This window comes from Cupriavidus sp. FW306-01-F10A, from assembly GCF_058782785.1.
In genome coordinates this window covers 1370-18296 of sequence record NZ_JBYSYA010000003.1, presented here as the reverse complement: position 1 = coordinate 18296, position 16927 = coordinate 1370, and the positions used below count along the sequence as shown (strand labels likewise).

Annotated in this window: 12 protein-coding genes and 1 rRNA gene; 10 read left to right on the top strand and 3 right to left on the bottom strand. The window is 67.5% G+C overall.

Features of this window, described 5'->3' with window-relative positions:
• Positions 1-201: 201 nt before the first annotated feature.
• A complete protein-coding gene (locus tag AC3WLF_RS05610) occupies positions 202-2985 on the top strand; it encodes a hypothetical protein (RefSeq protein ID WP_492319284.1) in 2784 nt (927 codons plus the stop codon).
• 12 nt (positions 2986-2997) lie between these two features.
• Here the strand turns inward: AC3WLF_RS05610 and AC3WLF_RS05605 are convergent, their stop codons facing one another.
• Positions 2998-3753 carry an IclR family transcriptional regulator gene (locus AC3WLF_RS05605; RefSeq protein ID WP_492357933.1) on the bottom strand — a complete coding sequence of 252 codons (756 nt, stop codon included), beginning with the start codon at positions 3751-3753 and terminating at the stop codon, positions 2998-3000.
• Positions 3754-3944: 191 nt separating this feature from the next.
• On the opposite strand from AC3WLF_RS05605, the gene AC3WLF_RS05600 reads away from it, so the two are divergent.
• The 8 genes from AC3WLF_RS05600 (at position 3945) to AC3WLF_RS05565 (ending at position 13002) form a co-directional block, all read left to right on the top strand.
• Positions 3945-4985, top strand: coding sequence for an LLM class flavin-dependent oxidoreductase (locus AC3WLF_RS05600; protein ID WP_492357932.1), 1041 nt, complete (start codon positions 3945-3947; stop codon positions 4983-4985).
• A 216-nt stretch (positions 4986-5201) separates the two neighbouring features.
• Positions 5202-7208 (top strand): sigma-54-dependent Fis family transcriptional regulator, encoded by a 2007-nt coding sequence (locus tag AC3WLF_RS05595; protein WP_492357931.1) that lies wholly within the window; start codon positions 5202-5204, stop codon positions 7206-7208.
• Positions 7209-7443: 235 nt separating this feature from the next.
• Positions 7444-8523: an ATP-NAD kinase family protein gene (locus AC3WLF_RS05590; protein WP_492319280.1), complete on the top strand. Its 1080-nt coding sequence runs from the start codon at positions 7444-7446 to the stop codon at positions 8521-8523.
• 71 nt (positions 8524-8594) lie between these two features.
• Entirely contained in the window at positions 8595-9596 is a 1002-nt protein-coding gene (locus AC3WLF_RS05585; RefSeq protein WP_492357930.1) for a thiamine pyrophosphate-dependent dehydrogenase E1 component subunit alpha, read from the top strand.
• A gap of 36 nt (positions 9597-9632) precedes the next feature.
• Positions 9633-10649 (top strand): alpha-ketoacid dehydrogenase subunit beta, encoded by a 1017-nt coding sequence (locus tag AC3WLF_RS05580; protein WP_492319278.1) that lies wholly within the window; start codon positions 9633-9635, stop codon positions 10647-10649.
• A complete protein-coding gene (locus AC3WLF_RS05575) occupies positions 10649-11773 on the top strand; it encodes an acetoin dehydrogenase dihydrolipoyllysine-residue acetyltransferase subunit (RefSeq protein ID WP_492319277.1) in 1125 nt (374 codons plus the stop codon). Before AC3WLF_RS05580 ends, AC3WLF_RS05575 begins: the two co-directional genes overlap by 1 nt.
• Before the next feature lie 79 nt (positions 11774-11852).
• On the top strand, positions 11853-12194 hold the full coding sequence (locus tag AC3WLF_RS05570) for a carboxymuconolactone decarboxylase family protein (protein ID WP_340525849.1): 342 nt from the start codon (positions 11853-11855) through the stop codon (positions 12192-12194).
• Between the two features lie 46 nt (positions 12195-12240).
• Entirely contained in the window at positions 12241-13002 is a 762-nt protein-coding gene (locus tag AC3WLF_RS05565; RefSeq protein WP_492319276.1) for a lipoate--protein ligase family protein, read from the top strand.
• 182 nt (positions 13003-13184) lie between these two features.
• On the opposite strand, the gene AC3WLF_RS05560 is transcribed toward AC3WLF_RS05565, so the two are convergent.
• Together AC3WLF_RS05560 and AC3WLF_RS05555 are read right to left on the bottom strand one after the other, a co-directional pair.
• Positions 13185-14006, bottom strand: a complete 822-nt coding sequence (locus AC3WLF_RS05560) for a hypothetical protein (RefSeq protein WP_492357134.1) — start codon at positions 14004-14006, stop codon at positions 13185-13187.
• Between the two features lie 433 nt (positions 14007-14439).
• Positions 14440-14829: an OsmC family protein gene (locus AC3WLF_RS05555; RefSeq protein WP_010813534.1), complete on the bottom strand. Its 390-nt coding sequence runs from the start codon at positions 14827-14829 to the stop codon at positions 14440-14442.
• Between the two features lie 564 nt (positions 14830-15393).
• Here AC3WLF_RS05555 and AC3WLF_RS05550 point away from each other — a divergent pair.
• A 16S ribosomal RNA gene (locus AC3WLF_RS05550) occupies positions 15394-16925 on the top strand.
• The last annotated feature ends 2 nt before the right edge of the window (positions 16926-16927 follow it).

Below are 16927 nucleotides of genomic sequence, written 5' to 3'. Positions count from 1 at the left end.
GGGGTGGTTGCGTCGACTGCTGTTGTCTCTATATAAGAGACAACGTCTCTGATACAGAGAAATGCTAGGCCTCGTCCCGGCTCTCAACAATCAGGGTTAACGCGGGGCTGGCTGGCGGCGCCGGGCGAGTGCCGGCGGCGGCAACGGCGGAGCGCCGCCGCCTATACTTGGCGCAGACCGACTGTTACCGGGAGGACGCGCATGGCCGCGGAACACCACGGAACCGGCGGATCCGGCGACGAGGCCACCCGCATCGCCCAGCGCCGCCGCCAGCTCGGCATTGCGCCGCGCGCCGGCGACGGCCAGCGCAACTGGGCCCTGGCGCTGGCCGGCGGCGGCATCCGCAGCGCCACCTTCTGCCTGGGCGTGATGCAGGCGATGGCGGGCACCGCGATGCCCGCCAAGGCGGCAGCGCCGGCCCCCGCGCCGGAAGCCGCGACACCGGCGGCGGCCACCGCCGCCGCGGCGCAGACCGTGCCGGGCCTGGCCTCGCTGCTGGCGCAGTTCGACTACCTGTCCACCGTCAGCGGCGGCGGCTACCTCGGCGCCTTCTTCGTCAGCCTGTTCGTGCCCGGCCGCCTGCGCCGCGGCGCGGGCCCGGTCCAGGCCGCCACCGACGCCTATCACACGCTGCAATGCGAGCCGCCGGGGCGCATCCATACCTCGGTGTCCTACGCCGCCGACCCTGGCCGCGGCGCGGTCGCATGGCTGCGCGAGAACGGCCGCTACCTGTCGCCCACCGGTGCCGGCGACAACCTCTATGCCGCCGCGCTGGTGGTGCGCAACTGGCTGGCCATGCATTTCGTGATCGGCAGCGCGCTGCTGGTGCTGCTGGCTGTGCTGGCGCTCGGGCAACACGTCGCGGTGGGGGTTTCCTACGGATTGGGGCGCTATGAGATGGACCTGCTGCACGACGCGCGCCAGGCCTTCAACCAGGGCGAATGCGCGATCTGGTGGAGCACGCTGCTGTGGCTGCCGCTGGCCACCGCGCTGGCTGGCGCGGTGCCGCCCGGGCTGGCCTACTGGCTGATCTACCCGCGCGCCAACGATCCGCAGGCGACGGCCCGCTTCCTGAGCCCCGCGCCGCTGCTCGCCACGCTGCTGGGCCTGATGCTGCTGGCCGCGGCGCGCTGGTCCGAATGGCTCGGATCGGGGCTGGTCATCGGCGAGCTCTTTGCCGTGCTGGGCGTGCTGACCCTGCTGGGCGTGCTGTGGTGCCTGGCGCTGCTGCAGGGCGAGCCGCGCACCGTGGCCGCCTACCGCGTGCGCACCACGCGCGCACTGCGTGGCGCGCTGACGCTGACCCTGTGGCTGGCGGCGCTGGGCATTGCCGACACCATCGCACGCACCGCTTACCTGTTTGCCCACCAGGCCCACCACCAGTGGGGCGCGGCGCTGCCCGCAACTGTGCTGGGCGTGCTGGTCTGGCTGGTGCACTACGGCTCGCGCTGGCTCGATGCCGGCCGCAAGGGCCGCGCCGACACGCCCTGGCGCGCGCTGTGCGCGCGGCTGCCGGTGTCGCTGCTGGCGGGCGCGGCCGCGGCGGTGCTGGCGCTGCTGCTGTTCGTGCTGTGGTCGTGGCTGGTGCTGTGGGTGCGCTGGGACGGGCGCGAGCCGGTCGACTGGCTGGTGTTTGGCAACGCCTATACCGGCCCGGCGCTGGCCACGTTCACCGTGGTGAGCCTGGTGCTGGCGCTGGTGGCGGGGCGCTTCTCCGGCTTCCTGAACCTGTCGACGCTGCAGCCGTTCTACGCGGCGCGGCTCACGCGCGCGTTCCTGGGCGCGTCCAACGGGGAGCGCTTCGCGGCTCCCGACCCGAGTGCCGACCGCGACGGCAGCCAGCGCGCCCGCTTCAGCGTGGCCGAGCCCGTGCCCGGCGACCAGCTCAGCCTGAACGCGTACTACGATCCGCGCGTGCTGGCGCCGCTGCACCTGATCAACGTCACGCTGAACCTGACCGTCGATCCGGCCGCGCAACTGGTGCAGCGCGACCGCAAGGGCATGCCGCTGTGCCTGGCACCCGGACCCTGCGTGGCGCAGGCCGGTACGGCGGCGGCGCTGCCGCCGGACGCCTACGCGCGCTTCACCATCGACGGCTGGGCTTGCTGCCCGGATGTGTCCTGGCCTTCGTCGGGCAAGCTGGCCGAATCGCGCACCGTGGGCGACTGGATCGCGATCTCGGGTGCGGCGGTGTCCACCGGCCTTGGGCGCGCGACCACGCTGGGCACCTCGCTGCTGCTCGGCCTGGCGAACCTGCGGCTGGGCACATGGTGGCCGTCGTATCCGGCCAGCCACGCGCGCGAAGGCGGGCGCCGGGGCCGCGCGCGGCGCCATCCGGAACGCGCCACGCATCCGTGGCTGGCCGCGGGCATCGCGCTGTTCCGCACGCAGTACTACCTGGGCTGCGAACTGAGCGCGCGCTTCCACGGCACGCGGCGCGGCTGGCAGTACCTGTCCGATGGCGGGCATTTCGACAATACCGGCGTGTACGAGCTGCTGCGCCCGGGCCGCGAGGTCGCGCTGATCGTGCTGTGTGATTGCGGGAGCGACCCCGACTACCGCTTCGGCGACCTGGCGAACCTGATCCGGCTGGCGCGCATCGACCATGGGCTGGAGATCGTGGTCGATACCGAGGCTGCCACCACGCACCCGGTGCTGAGCCGTGTCTTTGGCGTACCGGATGATTTCCTGCCGGGCGCTCCGACCGGCGACAAATGCGCGGTGCTGCTCAACGTCTTTCGCACCGGCCCGGAGTGCGGGGCGCCCCGCGCGCGCACCTGCCGCATCGTGCTGCTCAAGCCGCGGCTGGTGTCATGGGCGCCGGCCGACGTGCGCCACTACGGCGCGACCCATCCCGCGTTTCCGCAGGAGGCCACCGGCGACCAGTTCTTCGATGAGGCGCAATGGGAGAGCTATCGCGCGCTGGGCCATGCGATCGGCCAGCGCGTGCTGGGCGGGGCCGTGGGCAAGGCCCTGCTGGTGTGAGGGGACAGCGCGTCAGCGCACGAAGCCGATGACGTCTTCCAGCCGGCCGCTGGCATCGCGCAGCGCCTCCAGCAGGCGCGGCACCGCGGCTTGGTCCAGCCGCTGCTGCGGCCCGGCGATGGCGACCGAGCCCACCACCGCGCTGCGGTCGCGCGACCGCAGCGGCAACGCCAGGCCGGCCACGCTGGCGGCGGCTTCCTCGCGCGTATGGGCCCAGCCGCGCTCGCGCACCTCGGCCAGCTGCTGCTCGATGCGCTCGCGGTCCAGCGTCGTGTGGGGGGCGATGCGCGCCAGCCCCTGGCGGTAGACCTCATCGCGGAAGGCATCGTCCTGGAAGGCCAGCATGGCCTTGGCATGCGCGCCCGCATAGAGCGGGAAGCGCTCGCCCAGCTCGATCGAAAAGCGCAGCTGGTGCTGGCTCTGCACCAGTCCCACGCACAGGCCCTCATGGCCATCGAGCCACGACAGGAACACGGTCTCGCCGCTTTGCGCGGCGAGCTTTTCCAGCACCGGGCGCACGATCTCGTCGGGCGAGAAGCTTTTGCGCACCACCTGTCCCAGCTCGAACAACCGCAGTCCCAGCGAATATTTGCCGGTGGCCGCGTCCTGCACCAGGAAGCCATTGGCGGCAAACGTCGCCAGCACGCGGTGCACCACGGCGTAGTGCACGCCGCTGTGCTTGGCCAGCTCGCGCACGCCCCAGGTCGGCTGGCGCACGGTGAAGTGCGTCAGCAGGGCCAGCGCACCGTCCAGTGTCTTGAGTGTCATCGCTTGTTCCTTGGCATCGGGCTGCATGGTACGGGCAAGCGCGGCGCGACTCAATCCTTCCCGCGCCCCCGTGATACCCACGCCGCCCGAAGGGCCGCGATCAGGCTGCCAGCACGATCGCGCCATGGTCTCTAAGATAGCGGGCCATACGCATTGCCCGCGTGCGGCACCAGCCGCCCGCCATCCACCACATGAATCACGACTCTATCCCCAACGGCGCAGGCGTGGCCTGGTCGGTGCTGGACCTGGCCCCCATCCCTGAAGGCAGCGATGCCGGCCATGCCATGCGCAACTCGCTCGACCTGGCCCGCCATGCCGAGCAGCTGGGCTACCACCGCTACTGGCTGGCCGAGCATCACAACATGCCCGGCATTGCCAGCGCCGCCACCGCCGTGCTGATCGGCTATGTCGCCAACGGCACCAGCACCATCCGCGTGGGCTCGGGCGGCGTGATGCTGCCCAACCATTCGCCGCTGGTGATCGCCGAGCAGTTCGGCACGCTGGCCTCGCTCTACCCGGGCCGCATCGACCTGGGCCTGGGCCGCGCGCCCGGCACCGACCAGGCCACTGCGCGCGCCTTGCGCCGCCACCTGTCGGCCGACAGCGCCGATACCTTCCCGCAGGACGTGGAAGAACTGCAGGCCTACTTCGACGACGTGCGCCCCGGCCAGCGCCTGCGCGCGGTGCCCGGCGCCGGGCTCAAGGTGCCGATCTGGCTGCTGGGTTCGAGCCTGTTCAGCGCGCAGCTGGCGGCGGCGATGGGCCTGCCGTTCGCCTTTGCCTCGCACTTTGCGCCGGGCTTCATGCGCCAGGCGGTGGACCTGTACCGGCGCACCTTCCGGCCCTCCGAAGCGCTGGACCGGCCTTATGTGATGCTGGGCCTGAACGTGTTTGCGGCCGAGACCGGGGACCAGGCGCGCCGCCTGTTCAGCTCGCTGCAGCAGCAATTCCTGGCGCTGGTGCGCGGCACTCCGGGGCAGCTGCGCGCGCCGGTGGACGATATCGAAGCGCTGTGGAACGAGAGCGAGGCCGACCATATCCGCCGCTCGCTGGCGTGCTCGGTGGTGGGCGATCCCGACGCCGTGCGTGCCGGCATGCAGCGCTTTGTCGATGACCTGCGCCCGGACGAGCTGATGCTGACCGGGCAGATCCATGACCACCAGGCGCGCCTGCGCTCGTTCGCCATCGCTGCCGATGCGGCGCGCAGCCTGAAGACCTCATCGGCGCTCTGAGCGCCTGCGGTCCTGCGGTATGGCGTGCGCCGCACTTGCGGCATGCGCCCGCGAGCGCCGCTCTAATCCTGTTTGCGTACCGCTGATCCGCTCGGATACATTAGAAGGCCCGAGACACAGAGGCGCGGCTTCCGCAGCACGCGCCCGACAGTCCGCCCGATCCATCACCCCATCCATCACCCATGGGGCCGACGGCAGCGACGACAGGAGACAGCGATGGACCTGCGGCAACGCGAGCACATCGAGACGGTGGTCCAGGCCACCACATACCTTGCCCCGCCGGCCGTGCTTGCGGACCGGATCGCGCACGACGCCATCATCCAGAACTCATGGCGCCGCTGCGTGCACCAGTACGGCCTGGATCCGTCGCGCATGCAGGAGGCGCGCATCTTGCCGCAGCCGCGCCTGCGCGAACACCAGGAACGCATCGACGACTTCGCGCGCATCGCGCGCCACGGCCTGCAGAGCCTGTATGGGCAGGTGGCGGGCCTGGGCTATGTGGTGCTGCTGACCGATGCCCAGGGCGTGACCGTCGACTATATCGGCGAGGCCCGCAGCGACGCCGCGCTGCGCCACGCGGGCCTGTACCTGGGCGCCGAGTGGAGCGAGAGCGGCGCCGGCACCTGCGCGGTCGGCACCGCCCTGGCCACGGGCCAGGCGCTGACGGTGCACCAGGCCGACCATTTCGACGCCACCCATATCCCGCTGACCTGCACCGCCGCGCCGCTGTTCGACACGCACGGCAACCTGCACGCCATCCTCGACATCTCCGCGCTGACCTCGCCGCAGGCCAAGGACAGCCAGGGGCTGGCGCTGCAGATGGTGCGCATCTACGCCGCGCATATCGAGAACGCCAACTTCCTGCGCGCGCACCGCCGCGACTGGATCCTGAAGCTGAACGTGGCGCCGGAGTTTGTCGACGTCAATCCCGAATACCTGCTGGCGCTGGACGAGGCCGGCCGCATCGTCGGCCACAACCACCGCGCCAGGCTGATGCTGGAAGGCGAGCTGGGTGGCGCACCGGGCGCCACCGTGCTGGGCCAGCGGTTCGAGACGCTGTTCGACGCGCGCCTGGAGGACCTGGGCCACTATGTCTATTCGCGCCCGAGCGAGCAGCGCCTGGTGGCGCTGACCCGCAGCGGCGGCCTGCTGTACCTGAGCGTGCTGCCGCCGGCGCTGCGCTGGCAGGCGCCGCCCGCCGAAACGCAGGTGGCGATGCCGGATGCGCTGGCGGCGCTGACCGGCGGCGATGCCGCGCTGCAGCAGCAGTTGCAGCGCGCTGCGCGCCTGGTCGATTCGCCGATCAACCTGCTGATCCACGGCGAGACGGGCAGCGGCAAAGAGTTCCTGGCCAAGGCGCTGCATCTTGCCAGCGCCCGCCGCGGCGGGCCGTTCGTAGCGGTGAACTGCGCGGCGATCCCTGAAACCCTGATTGAAAGCGAATTGTTCGGGCACCTGCCCAACAGTTTCTCCGGCGCAGGCCCGCGCGGCAAGCGCGGCCTGATCCAGGAGGCCGACGGCGGCACGCTGTTCCTGGACGAGATCGGCGACATGCCGCGCGAGCTGCAGTCGCGGCTGCTGCGCGTGCTGGCCGAGGGCGAAGTGCTGCCTGTCGGCGCCGCGCGGCCGGTGCCGGTGCGGCTGCGGGTCATTTCCGCCACGCACCACAGCCTGGAGCAACTGGTGGCCGACGGGCGCTTCCGCGAGGACCTGTACTACCGCCTCAACGGCGCGCGCTTCACGCTGCCGCCGCTGCGTGCGCGCACCGACCTGGACTGGCTGGTCCGCAAGCTGCTGCAGGAAGGGGGCGCAGAGGGCAGCGAGATCACGCTGTCGCCCGCGGCACGCGAGCGGCTGCACCGCCACCGCTGGCCCGGCAACCTGCGCGAACTGCGCAACGTGCTGGAGTACGCGCGCGCGGTCTGCGCCGACGGCTATATCGATGTGCCGGACCTGCCTGACAGCCTGGCGGGACCCGCACCGTCCGCCGCCCTGCCGCAGCCAGGGCCCGCCCAGTCACCCGCTGCCGCACCGTTCGATCCGCACCAGTTGCCGCCGGAAGGCATGCTGCTGATGCAATACCTGCGCGCGTCCGGCTGGAACCTGAGCGCGGTCGCGCGGCAGATCGGCGTCAGCCGCATGACGCTGTACCGGCGCATGGAGCGCTACGGCATCCAGTCGCCCAACCGGCGCGACGGCGGCCCGGAGCCCACCGACGCATAAGCCGGCAGGCAGCACGGCGCACGCGCGCCATCCCTGCGATACGGTTGTCCATCCCCTGTACACCTGCGCTGTGACACCTGTCACAGCGCAGCGTCGTTTTTGCCCTGCCGCCTCGGGGTAATCCCTCGGATCCGACCCCGCCGAGGCCGCTGTTTCCCCTGTTTTCACTGCCTGCGCGCACTGGCACAGCCATTGCAAATACGCCTGGCAAGACAACGACAACAGGAGACAGGCAATGGGGCACGCAGCAGGCGCCAGCGCGCAGATCGCGCCAGTGGTCGGCATCATCGCCAACCCGATTTCCGCGCGCGACATCCGTCGTGTGATCGCCAACGCCAACAGCCTGCAGCTGGCCGACCGCGTCAATATCGTGCTGCGCCTGCTGGCCGCGCTGGCCTCCTGCGGCGTGGAGCGCGTGCTGATGATGCCCGACCGCGAAGGCCTGCGCGTCATGCTGGCGCGGCACCTGGCACGCCGGCAGGGGCCGGACTCGGGCCTGCCCGCGGTCGACTACCTCGACATGCCGGTCACCGCGCGCGTCGACGACACCCTGCGCGCCGCGCGCTGCATGGCCGATGCGGGCGTGGCCGCGATCATCGTGCTGGGCGGCGACGGCACCCACCGCGCGGTGGTGCGCGAGTGCGGTGCTGTGCCGATCGCGGGCCTGTCGACCGGCACCAACAATGCCTACCCCGAAATGCGCGAGCCCACCATCATCGGGCTGGCCACCGGCCTCTATGCCACGGGCCGCATTCCCCCTGCGCAGGCGCTGGCGTCGAACAAGCGGCTCGACATCGTCATCCGCGACGGCAACGGCGGCTTTCGCCGCGATATTGCACTGGTGGATGCGGTGATCTCGCATGAGCACTTCATCGGCGCACGCGCCTTGTGGAAGACCGACACGCTTGCCGCCGTCTACGTGTCCTTTGCCGACCCCGAGGCCATCGGCCTGTCATCCATCGCCGGGCTGCTGAAGCCGGTGGGCCGGCGCGAAGAGGGCGGCCTCGCGATCGAACTGGCCGCGCCCGGCGAAGGCGAATTCGACCTGTGCGCGCCGATCGCACCCGGCCTGATGTGCACCGTGCCGGTGGCCGGCTGGCAGCGGCTTGAACACGGCCGTCCCCATCGCGTGCGCCAGCGCAGCGGCATTGTCGCGCTGGACGGCGAGCGCGAGCTGGCCTTTGGCCCGGACGACGAAGTCACCGTCACCCTGCATGACCACGCCTTTCGCAGCATCGACGTCGCGGCCTGCATGCGCCATGCCGCGCGCCACCACCTGATGCGCAGCCTGCCGCAGCCCGCCGCGGTGGGATGACGCGCGGGCACCGCGTCCGCCCGCTTTTCCCCTTTCTTGAAGTGCAACACCTGAAAACGAAGGAGACAGACATGACAGCCAGAGCTTCTCAAGATTCCGCCGCGCTGCCGCTCGACAAGGAGACGTTGCTGACGGTGTACCGGAAGATGCGCACCATCCGCGATTTCGAAGAACGCCTGCACGTGGACTTCGGGCGCGGCGACATCCCGGGCTTCGTCCATCTATACGCGGGCGAGGAAGCCGCGGGCGTCGGCATCCTGCACCACCTGGACGATGGCGACCGCATCGCCAGCACGCACCGCGGCCACGGCCACTGCATTGCCAAGGGCGTCGATCCGGTGGCGATGATGAAGGAGATCTACGGCAAGAAGGGCGGCTCGTGCAATGGCAAGGGTGGCTCGATGCATATCGCCGACCTGTCCAAGGGCATGATGGGCGCCAACGGCATCCTGGGCGCAGGCGCGCCGCTGATCTGCGGCGCCGCGCTGGCTGCCAAGTTCCGCGGCAAGGGCGAGGTCGGCATCACCTTCTGCGGCGACGGCGCCTCCAACCAGGGCACCTTCCTGGAAAGCCTGAACCTGGCCGCGGTCTGGAACCTGCCGGTGATCTTCGTGATCGAGAACAACGGCTATGCCGAATCGACCTCGCGCGATTACGGCACCGCGGTGGACAGCTACGTGGACCGCGCCGCCGGCTTCGGCATCCCGGGCGTGACGGTGGACGGCACCGACTTCTTCGCGGTCCATGAAGCGGCCGGCGAAGTGATCCGGCGCGCGCGCGAAGGCGGCGGACCGTCGCTGCTCGAATGCAAGATGGTCCGCTTCTATGGCCACTTCGAGGGCGATGCGCAAACCTACCGCGCCGCCGGCGAACTCGACGACATCCGCGCCAACAAGGATTGCCTGAAGCTGTTTGGCCGCGCCGTGACCCAGGCGGGAGTGGTCGCGCGCGAAGAACTCGACACCATCGACCGCGAGGTCGCCGCGCTGATCGAGCATGCCGTGCAGGAAGCCAAGGCCGCGCCGCAGCCCGGGCCCGAAGACCTGCTCACCGACGTCTACGTCAGCTACTGATCCGCCACGCGCTAACCCAATATCAGGAGACAAACCATGGCTCGCAAACTGAGCATCAAGCTGGCGATCAACGAGGCGATCGACCAGGAAATGACCCGCGACCCCAGCGTCATCATGCTGGGCGAAGACATCGTCGGCGGCGCCGGCGCGGACGGCGAGAAGGACGCCTGGGGCGGCGTGCTGGGCGTGACCAAGGGCCTTTACGCCAAGCACGGCGACCGGCTGCTGGACACGCCGCTGTCTGAATCCGCTTACGTGGGCGCCGCCATCGGCGCCGCGGCCTGCGGCATGCGCCCGATCGCCGAGCTGATGTTCATCGATTTCATGGGCGTTTGCTTCGACCAGATCTTCAACCAGGCGGCCAAGTTCCGCTACATGTTCGGCGGCAAGGCCGAGACCCCGGTGGTGATCCGCGCGATGGTCGGCGCGGGCTTTCGCGCGGCCGCGCAGCACAGCCAGATGCTGACGCCGCTGTTCACGCATATCCCCGGCCTGAAGGTGGTGTGCCCGTCCACGCCGTACGACACCAAGGGCCTGCTGATCCAGGCGATCCGCGACAACGACCCGGTGATCTTCTGCGAGCACAAGAACCTGTACGGCCTGGAGGGCGAGGTGCCAGAAGGCGCCTACGCAATCCCGTTCGGCGAGGCCAATATCGTGCGCGACGGCAAGGACGTGTCGATCGTCACCTACGGGCTGATGGTGCATCGCGCGCTCGAAGCGGCGGCAACGCTGGCCAAGGAGGGCATCGAGGCCGAGATCGTCGACCTGCGCACGCTCTCGCCGCTGGACATGGACACGGTGCTGGAATCGGTCGAGAACACCGGCCGCCTGGTGGTCGTGGACGAGGCCAGCCCGCGCTGCAATATCGCCACCGATATCTCCGCGCAGGTTGCGCAGCAGGCCTTCGGCGCGCTCAAGGCCGGCATCGAGATGGTGTGCCCGCCGCACACGCCGGTGCCGTTCTCGCCGACGCTGGAGGACCTGTACATCCCCAGCGCCGCGCAGATCGTCGCCGCCGCGCGCAAGACCATGAAGGAGGGCAAGCACTGATGGCAACCGAAATTTCCCCCACGATTATCCCGATCGTGATGCCCAAGTGGGGCCTGTCGATGAAGGAAGGCACGGTCAATGCCTGGCTGGTCGACGAAGGAACCGTGATTACCGTGGGCCTGCCGATCCTGGATGTGGAAACCGACAAGATCGCCAATGCGGTGGAGGCGCCCGACGCGGGCACGCTGCGCCGCAAGGTGGCGCAGGCCGGCGACGTGCTGCCGGTGAAGGCGCTGCTCGGCGTGCTGGCACCTGCGGAGGTGAGCGATGCGCAAATCGATGACTATGTCGCGGCTTATGAGACGCCGGCGGACGACGCTGGCGAAGAAGACGCCGCTGCCGCGTACCAGTTTGCCGACGTCGACGGCATCCGGGTCCGCTATGCCCGCAAGGGTGGCGGCGCCGAAACCGTGCTCTTCATCCACGGATTTGGCGGAGACCTGGACAACTGGCTGTTCAACCTCGATCCCCTGGCCGACGCGTACACCGTGGTGGCGCTCGACCTGCCCGGCCACGGACAGTCGTCGCCGCGGCTCGCGGGCGCGACGCTGGCGCAGATGGCCGGCTTTGTAGCGCGCTTCATGGACGAGACCGGGATCGAGGCGGCGCATGTGGTCGGCCATTCGATGGGCGGCGGCGTGGCGGCGCAACTTGCCGTCGATGCACCGCAGCGGGTGCTGTCGGTGGCGCTGGTGTCGCCGGTGGGCTTTGGCGACGCCGTCAACAGCGGCTATACCGAAGGCTTCGTCAGTGCCCAGTCCCGGCGCGAGCTCAAGCCCGTGGTCGAACTGCTGTTCGCCGACGCGGGGCTGGTCAGCCGCCAGATGCTGGACGACCTGCTGCGCTACAAGCGGCTGGACGGCGTCACCGAGGCGCTGACGGCGCTGGGGCAGGGGCTCTTCGGCGGCGGCCGCCAGAGCGAGCAGCCTGGCCAGCGGCTGGCCAACAGTGGCAAGCGCGTGCTGGTGGTGTGGGGAGGTCAGGACCAGATCATCCCGGTCGCGCACGCTGAAGCCGCGCCGCCGGGAGCCACCGTCAAGGTCTTTGCCGATGCTGGCCACATGAGCCAGATGGAGAAGGCCAATGACTTCAACGCGCTGCTGAAGATGCATCTGGCCGGCTGATGCCGCGCGCGGATGGCGCCGCCCAGGGCGCCATCCGCGCGGCCAGCTCGCCTTGTTCGAATTCAAGACAGGAGACCTCATGACCACAGACCTGAAGACCCGCCTGACCGAGATCAACAAGCAATTCGGTGCGCTCGGCCAGGCCCAGCCCGCCGCCATGAGCGCCTTCCAGGGCGTGATGAAGGCCGCCACGCAGGACGGCAGCCTGCCCGCCGCCGTCAAGGAACTGGTTGCCGTCGCGCTGGCGGTGCAGAAGGGCTGCGACGACTGCGTGCTGTTCCACACCAGCCAGGCGCTGCGCCATCGCGCCACGCGCGAGCAGCTGGCCGAAGTGCTGGCCATCAATATCGAGATGGGCGGCGGACCGGGCGCCATGTACGCGTCGAAGGCGCTGGCGTACTTCGATGCGCTCAATGCCTAGTGTTGCTAGACTCGGCACGTTGCCATCCGGAGGCTGGTGCCATCCCATGCCGTTTGAATTTGTCGATGCGGCCCATGCCGGGCAGGCGGGCAGCGACCCGCTGCAGGATGAGCTGGCCTTGCTCGACCTCGCGGCACAAGGCCGGCAGGTGGCGCAGCTGTGGGAGGCGCCGCTGTCGCTGGTGGTGCCGCGCACCTACCTGCGCCATGCCGCGCTGGAAACCGCGCGCGCCGACTTCGCGCAGCAGGGATGTCCGGTATTCCTGCGCATGTCGGGCGGCGGGCTGGTGCCGCAGGGCCCTGGCATCCTCAACCTGAGCCTGGCCTACACAGTGGAACAGCCGCCGGGCGCGCGCAGCGACGCGGTCTACCTGCACTTGTGCGAGGTCATCGGCGACGCGCTGCAATCGCTGGGCGTCGACACGCACTGGCAGGCGGTGGCCGGTTCCTTCTGCGACGGCCGCTACAACCTGGCCTGGGGCCCGCCCGAAGCCGCGCGCAAGATCGCCGGCACGGCGCAGTACTGGCGCCGCGCACCCGCGGCCATGCAAGCGCCCGACGGGCAGCGCCACCTGGTGCTGGCCCATGCGGTGCTGCTGGTCAGCGCCGACCCCGTGCAGATCAACGCGCGCGCCAATGCGTTCGAAGCTGCCATCGACAGCGGCCGGTGCTATGACGCGGGCAAGGTCGTCAGCGTGCGCGAGGCATTGTCGGCCAGCGGCCGCGCGGTCGATGACGACGCCGCGCTGATGGCGCAGGTATCGGATGCGCTGCGGCGAAGCGTGGGGCAGACGCCGCCACCGGCGTAGCCGCTTGACCGGGCGGCGCTAATTGGCGATCCCCAAAAAAATCGCGGCCCACGCGGGGCCGCCAAAAATCGGGAATGCGAGGCGTGTCAGATGCCTCAGGAGACGTTATCGACACAATGCGGGCCACCGAGACCCCACTTCGGTGGGGTCTATCGAGCACAATCATTGAGGCGAGTGATCGCTTACGCGATCAGGTAGGCAGAGTGCGGATCCGGCCGGATGGCAGCGCGCAGCTTGCGCACGCTGGCTTCCAGTTCGGCATGGGCGGCATCGAGCCAGGCCACCCGATGGCGCACCGGATCCTTGGCCGACAGGTCGCTGGCGGCGATCTCGCGCAGGAAGTAGCGCACCATGCTGCCGGCGCGCGCCGGCACGGGCATCATCCCCAGCAGTTGATGCTTTGCCAGCAGCCGGCGGCTGACTGCATGCCGCAGCCCTGCCCAGGCGGTACGGCCCAGCGCGATGTACAGCGCATCCGTGCGCATCTGGCGCACGGCTCCCAGGAACTGCGCTTCGAATACCTCGCGCAGCATCGGGGTCTCCAGCAGTTCTTCCAGTGGGCCGTCGAACGCCAGACCGCGCCGCGTGGTGGCATGCGGCAGCAAGGCAAGCGGTTGCAGGCGCTCGAATCCATCGTTCCACAATGCCGCGGCGTGCGGCAGGCCGACCAGTTCGGGCACCCGGAAGTGGTCAAGCATGCGGATCAGGTTAGGCCGCACCAGCTTGCCGCCCAGTTCGACGCGCCGCTTGTTCTCGCGCTGAATTACGCTGCCAGGTGCATGGGCGCGCATCAGTTCTTCGGTGACGGCGGCGGCCAGCCGCACATGGGCGTGGCCGGGCGTGGTGCTGACCAGCACCAGAGGTGCCTGGATGTTCAGGTATTCGCAGGGCACGTAGTGCATGGCGTAGGCGCCGTCCTGTGCCACCACAACCGGTTTGGCGATCACGCCGACTGCGCCCGCAAGCCGAACCTGCGCGCAATACGCTTCGATGAAGTTGGTCAAGGAATCCCCCCGCTCGCTTCGATGTATCGGCGCTTTCTGTTGGCGCCTTCTACTTGTTCTGCTTTCCGTTCATGGTAAGCCTGCGGTGCATGGCAGATAAAGCGTACGGCGCCGGTTTGCCCGGAAAGCGACGAAACCTTGGTGGGCCAGCCAACACACCGGGGCAGGATGCCCCTCGAACGGGTGGGGCACGCGCCTGGTCCACGCCAGGTACGGTATCGCACCACGTGCGTCAGGACGATGACATCGGGCAGGAGGGAATCGGCCGGAACGGGGCCGCCGCGACGGTAGGTCGCCGGAAAGAAAAGACCGGACACGTCCGTGTCCGGTGAACCCATTTGCTGACTCAGGACGTGTCACAGCCTGAGGCATAAATGATAACGATTATCATTTGAGCTGACAATAGCAGAGAGCGGGATCTTGCCAGGGTGGGTCAGGCAATCGACGTCTGGATGGAAAACTGTCCCGACAAGGTCTTGTGCACCGGGCAGCGATTCGCCACGCGGAGCAGGTCATCCAGGATCTGGGGCGTGAGTTCTCCGCTGACCTTGACCTCCCGGTTCATGGTGTAGGTCCCGTTGGCCTCTTCATGACCGACCGATACATGGACTTCGGTGATGGCGTAGCCCTTGCGTTTGGCGTACAGCTGCAAAGTCAGCGTGGTGCAGGCGGCCAGGGCCGAATCCAGCAGGTCATGCGGGTTCGGGTATTGGGTGTCGCCGCCGGCAGATGCATCCAGGTCGGCCTGCCACTCGGCAGTCCCGTTGGTCAGGTGGCAGATGCTGTTGCCCTGGCTTGGTTGCCAGGTCGCTTGGATAGTCATCAAACGTCCCCATCTATAAAGAGCGGCCCGGTGGGCCGGAACAGCCATTCTATAAGCAGCGCCCGACGACAGCTGAAGTGGCTTGGAATGCCTTTTTTAGGCGGGTTGGCTTTTTTTCGAAGAACCCCTTGCCAACCCCGCTGCGGTCACTTAATATTCGCCCCCTCGCAACACAACGCAGCGCTGCAAAGCAGACGCAGCAAGGGTTGCGGGGTCGACCGGGATGGTTGGCGCAGCGAAGTTGGCGCGCTGGCCGCAGCAAAAAAAGATGCTGAAACGGTTGACGAAACGAGGAAAGCTCTGCATAATCTCGTTTCTCTGCTGCAGACAACGCAGCGGCGCTGAACGGCAAAGCCGGCGGCGAAGTTCTTTAACAACCAAACAACCGATAAGTGTGGGCGCTGGGTAGCGGACGCCACTGTCTTCGGACAGTGTTGCTTCACAAGTTATACAGTGCTCGCACAGCAAAACGTGACTGGGTCTTCGGATCTGGTCAGTCAGTTTTCTGAGAGTGAGCGACCGCTCGAAAGAGCGAGGGAGCCGCGAGGCTTCCACACAGAGATTGAACTGAAGAGTTTGATCCTGGCTCAGATTGAACGCTGGCGGCATGCCTTACACATGCAAGTCGAACGGCAGCACGGGCTTCGGCCTGGTGGCGAGTGGCGAACGGGTGAGTAATACATCGGAACGTGCCCTGTAGTGGGGGATAACTAGTCGAAAGATTAGCTAATACCGCATACGACCTGAGGGTGAAAGCGGGGGACCGCAAGGCCTCGCGCTACAGGAGCGGCCGATGTCTGATTAGCTAGTTGGTGGGGTAAGAGCCTACCAAGGCGACGATCAGTAGCTGGTCTGAGAGGACGATCAGCCACACTGGGACTGAGACACGGCCCAGACTCCTACGGGAGGCAGCAGTGGGGAATTTTGGACAATGGGGGCAACCCTGATCCAGCAATGCCGCGTGTGTGAAGAAGGCCTTCGGGTTGTAAAGCACTTTTGTCCGGAAAGAAATGGCTCTGGTTAATACCCGGGGTCGATGACGGTACCGGAAGAATAAGCACCGGCTAACTACGTGCCAGCAGCCGCGGTAATACGTAGGGTGCGAGCGTTAATCGGAATTACTGGGCGTAAAGCGTGCGCAGGCGGTTTTGTAAGACAGGCGTGAAATCCCCGAGCTCAACTTGGGAATGGCGCTTGTGACTGCAAGGCTAGAGTATGTCAGAGGGGGGTAGAATTCCACGTGTAGCAGTGAAATGCGTAGAGATGTGGAGGAATACCGATGGCGAAGGCAGCCCCCTGGGACGTCACTGACGCTCATGCACGAAAGCGTGGGGAGCAAACAGGATTAGATACCCTGGTAGTCCACGCCCTAAACGATGTCAACTAGTTGTTGGGGATTCATTTCTTCAGTAACGTAGCTAACGCGTGAAGTTGACCGCCTGGGGAGTACGGTCGCAAGATTAAAACTCAAAGGAATTGACGGGGACCCGCACAAGCGGTGGATGATGTGGATTAATTCGATGCAACGCGAAAAACCTTACCTACCCTTGACATGCCACTAACGAAGCAGAGATGCATCAGGTGCCCGAAAGGGAAAGTGGACACAGGTGCTGCATGGCTGTCGTCAGCTCGTGTCGTGAGATGTTGGGTTAAGTCCCGCAACGAGCGCAACCCTTGTCTCTAGTTGCTACGAAAGGGCACTCTAGAGAGACTGCCGGTGACAAACCGGAGGAAGGTGGGGATGACGTCAAGTCCTCATGGCCCTTATGGGTAGGGCTTCACACGTCATACAATGGTGCGTACAGAGGGTTGCCAACCCGCGAGGGGGAGCTAATCCCAGAAAACGCATCGTAGTCCGGATCGTAGTCTGCAACTCGACTACGTGAAGCTGGAATCGCTAGTAATCGCGGATCAGCATGCCGCGGTGAATACGTTCCCGGGTCTTGTACACACCGCCCGTCACACCATGGGAGTGGGTTTTGCCAGAAGTAGTTAGCCTAACCGCAAGGAGGGCGATTACCACGGCAGGGTTCATGACTGGGGTGAAGTCGTAACAAGGTAGCCGTATCGGAAGGTGCGGCTGGATCACCTCCTTTCT

What these genes read in the sequence shown, in the direction of transcription:
- AC3WLF_RS05600 (WP_492357932.1), top strand. Translation starts at nt 3,945, where the DNA reads ATGAATCACGACTCTATCCCCAACGGCGCAGGCGTGGCCTGGTCGGTG.
- AC3WLF_RS05605 (WP_492357933.1), bottom strand. Translation starts at nt 3,753, where the DNA reads ATGACACTCAAGACACTGGACGGTGCGCTGGCCCTGCTGACGCACTTC.
- AC3WLF_RS05590 (WP_492319280.1), top strand. Translation starts at nt 7,444, where the DNA reads ATGGGGCACGCAGCAGGCGCCAGCGCGCAGATCGCGCCAGTGGTCGGC.
- AC3WLF_RS05585 (WP_492357930.1), top strand. Translation starts at nt 8,595, where the DNA reads ATGACAGCCAGAGCTTCTCAAGATTCCGCCGCGCTGCCGCTCGACAAG.
- AC3WLF_RS05575 (WP_492319277.1), top strand. Translation starts at nt 10,649, where the DNA reads ATGGCAACCGAAATTTCCCCCACGATTATCCCGATCGTGATGCCCAAG.
- AC3WLF_RS05555 (WP_010813534.1), bottom strand. Translation starts at nt 14,829, where the DNA reads ATGACTATCCAAGCGACCTGGCAACCAAGCCAGGGCAACAGCATCTGC.
- AC3WLF_RS05570 (WP_340525849.1), top strand. Translation starts at nt 11,853, where the DNA reads ATGACCACAGACCTGAAGACCCGCCTGACCGAGATCAACAAGCAATTC.
- AC3WLF_RS05595 (WP_492357931.1), top strand. Translation starts at nt 5,202, where the DNA reads ATGGACCTGCGGCAACGCGAGCACATCGAGACGGTGGTCCAGGCCACC.
- AC3WLF_RS05580 (WP_492319278.1), top strand. Translation starts at nt 9,633, where the DNA reads ATGGCTCGCAAACTGAGCATCAAGCTGGCGATCAACGAGGCGATCGAC.
- AC3WLF_RS05610 (WP_492319284.1), top strand. Translation starts at nt 202, where the DNA reads ATGGCCGCGGAACACCACGGAACCGGCGGATCCGGCGACGAGGCCACC.
- AC3WLF_RS05565 (WP_492319276.1), top strand. Translation starts at nt 12,241, where the DNA reads ATGCCGTTTGAATTTGTCGATGCGGCCCATGCCGGGCAGGCGGGCAGC.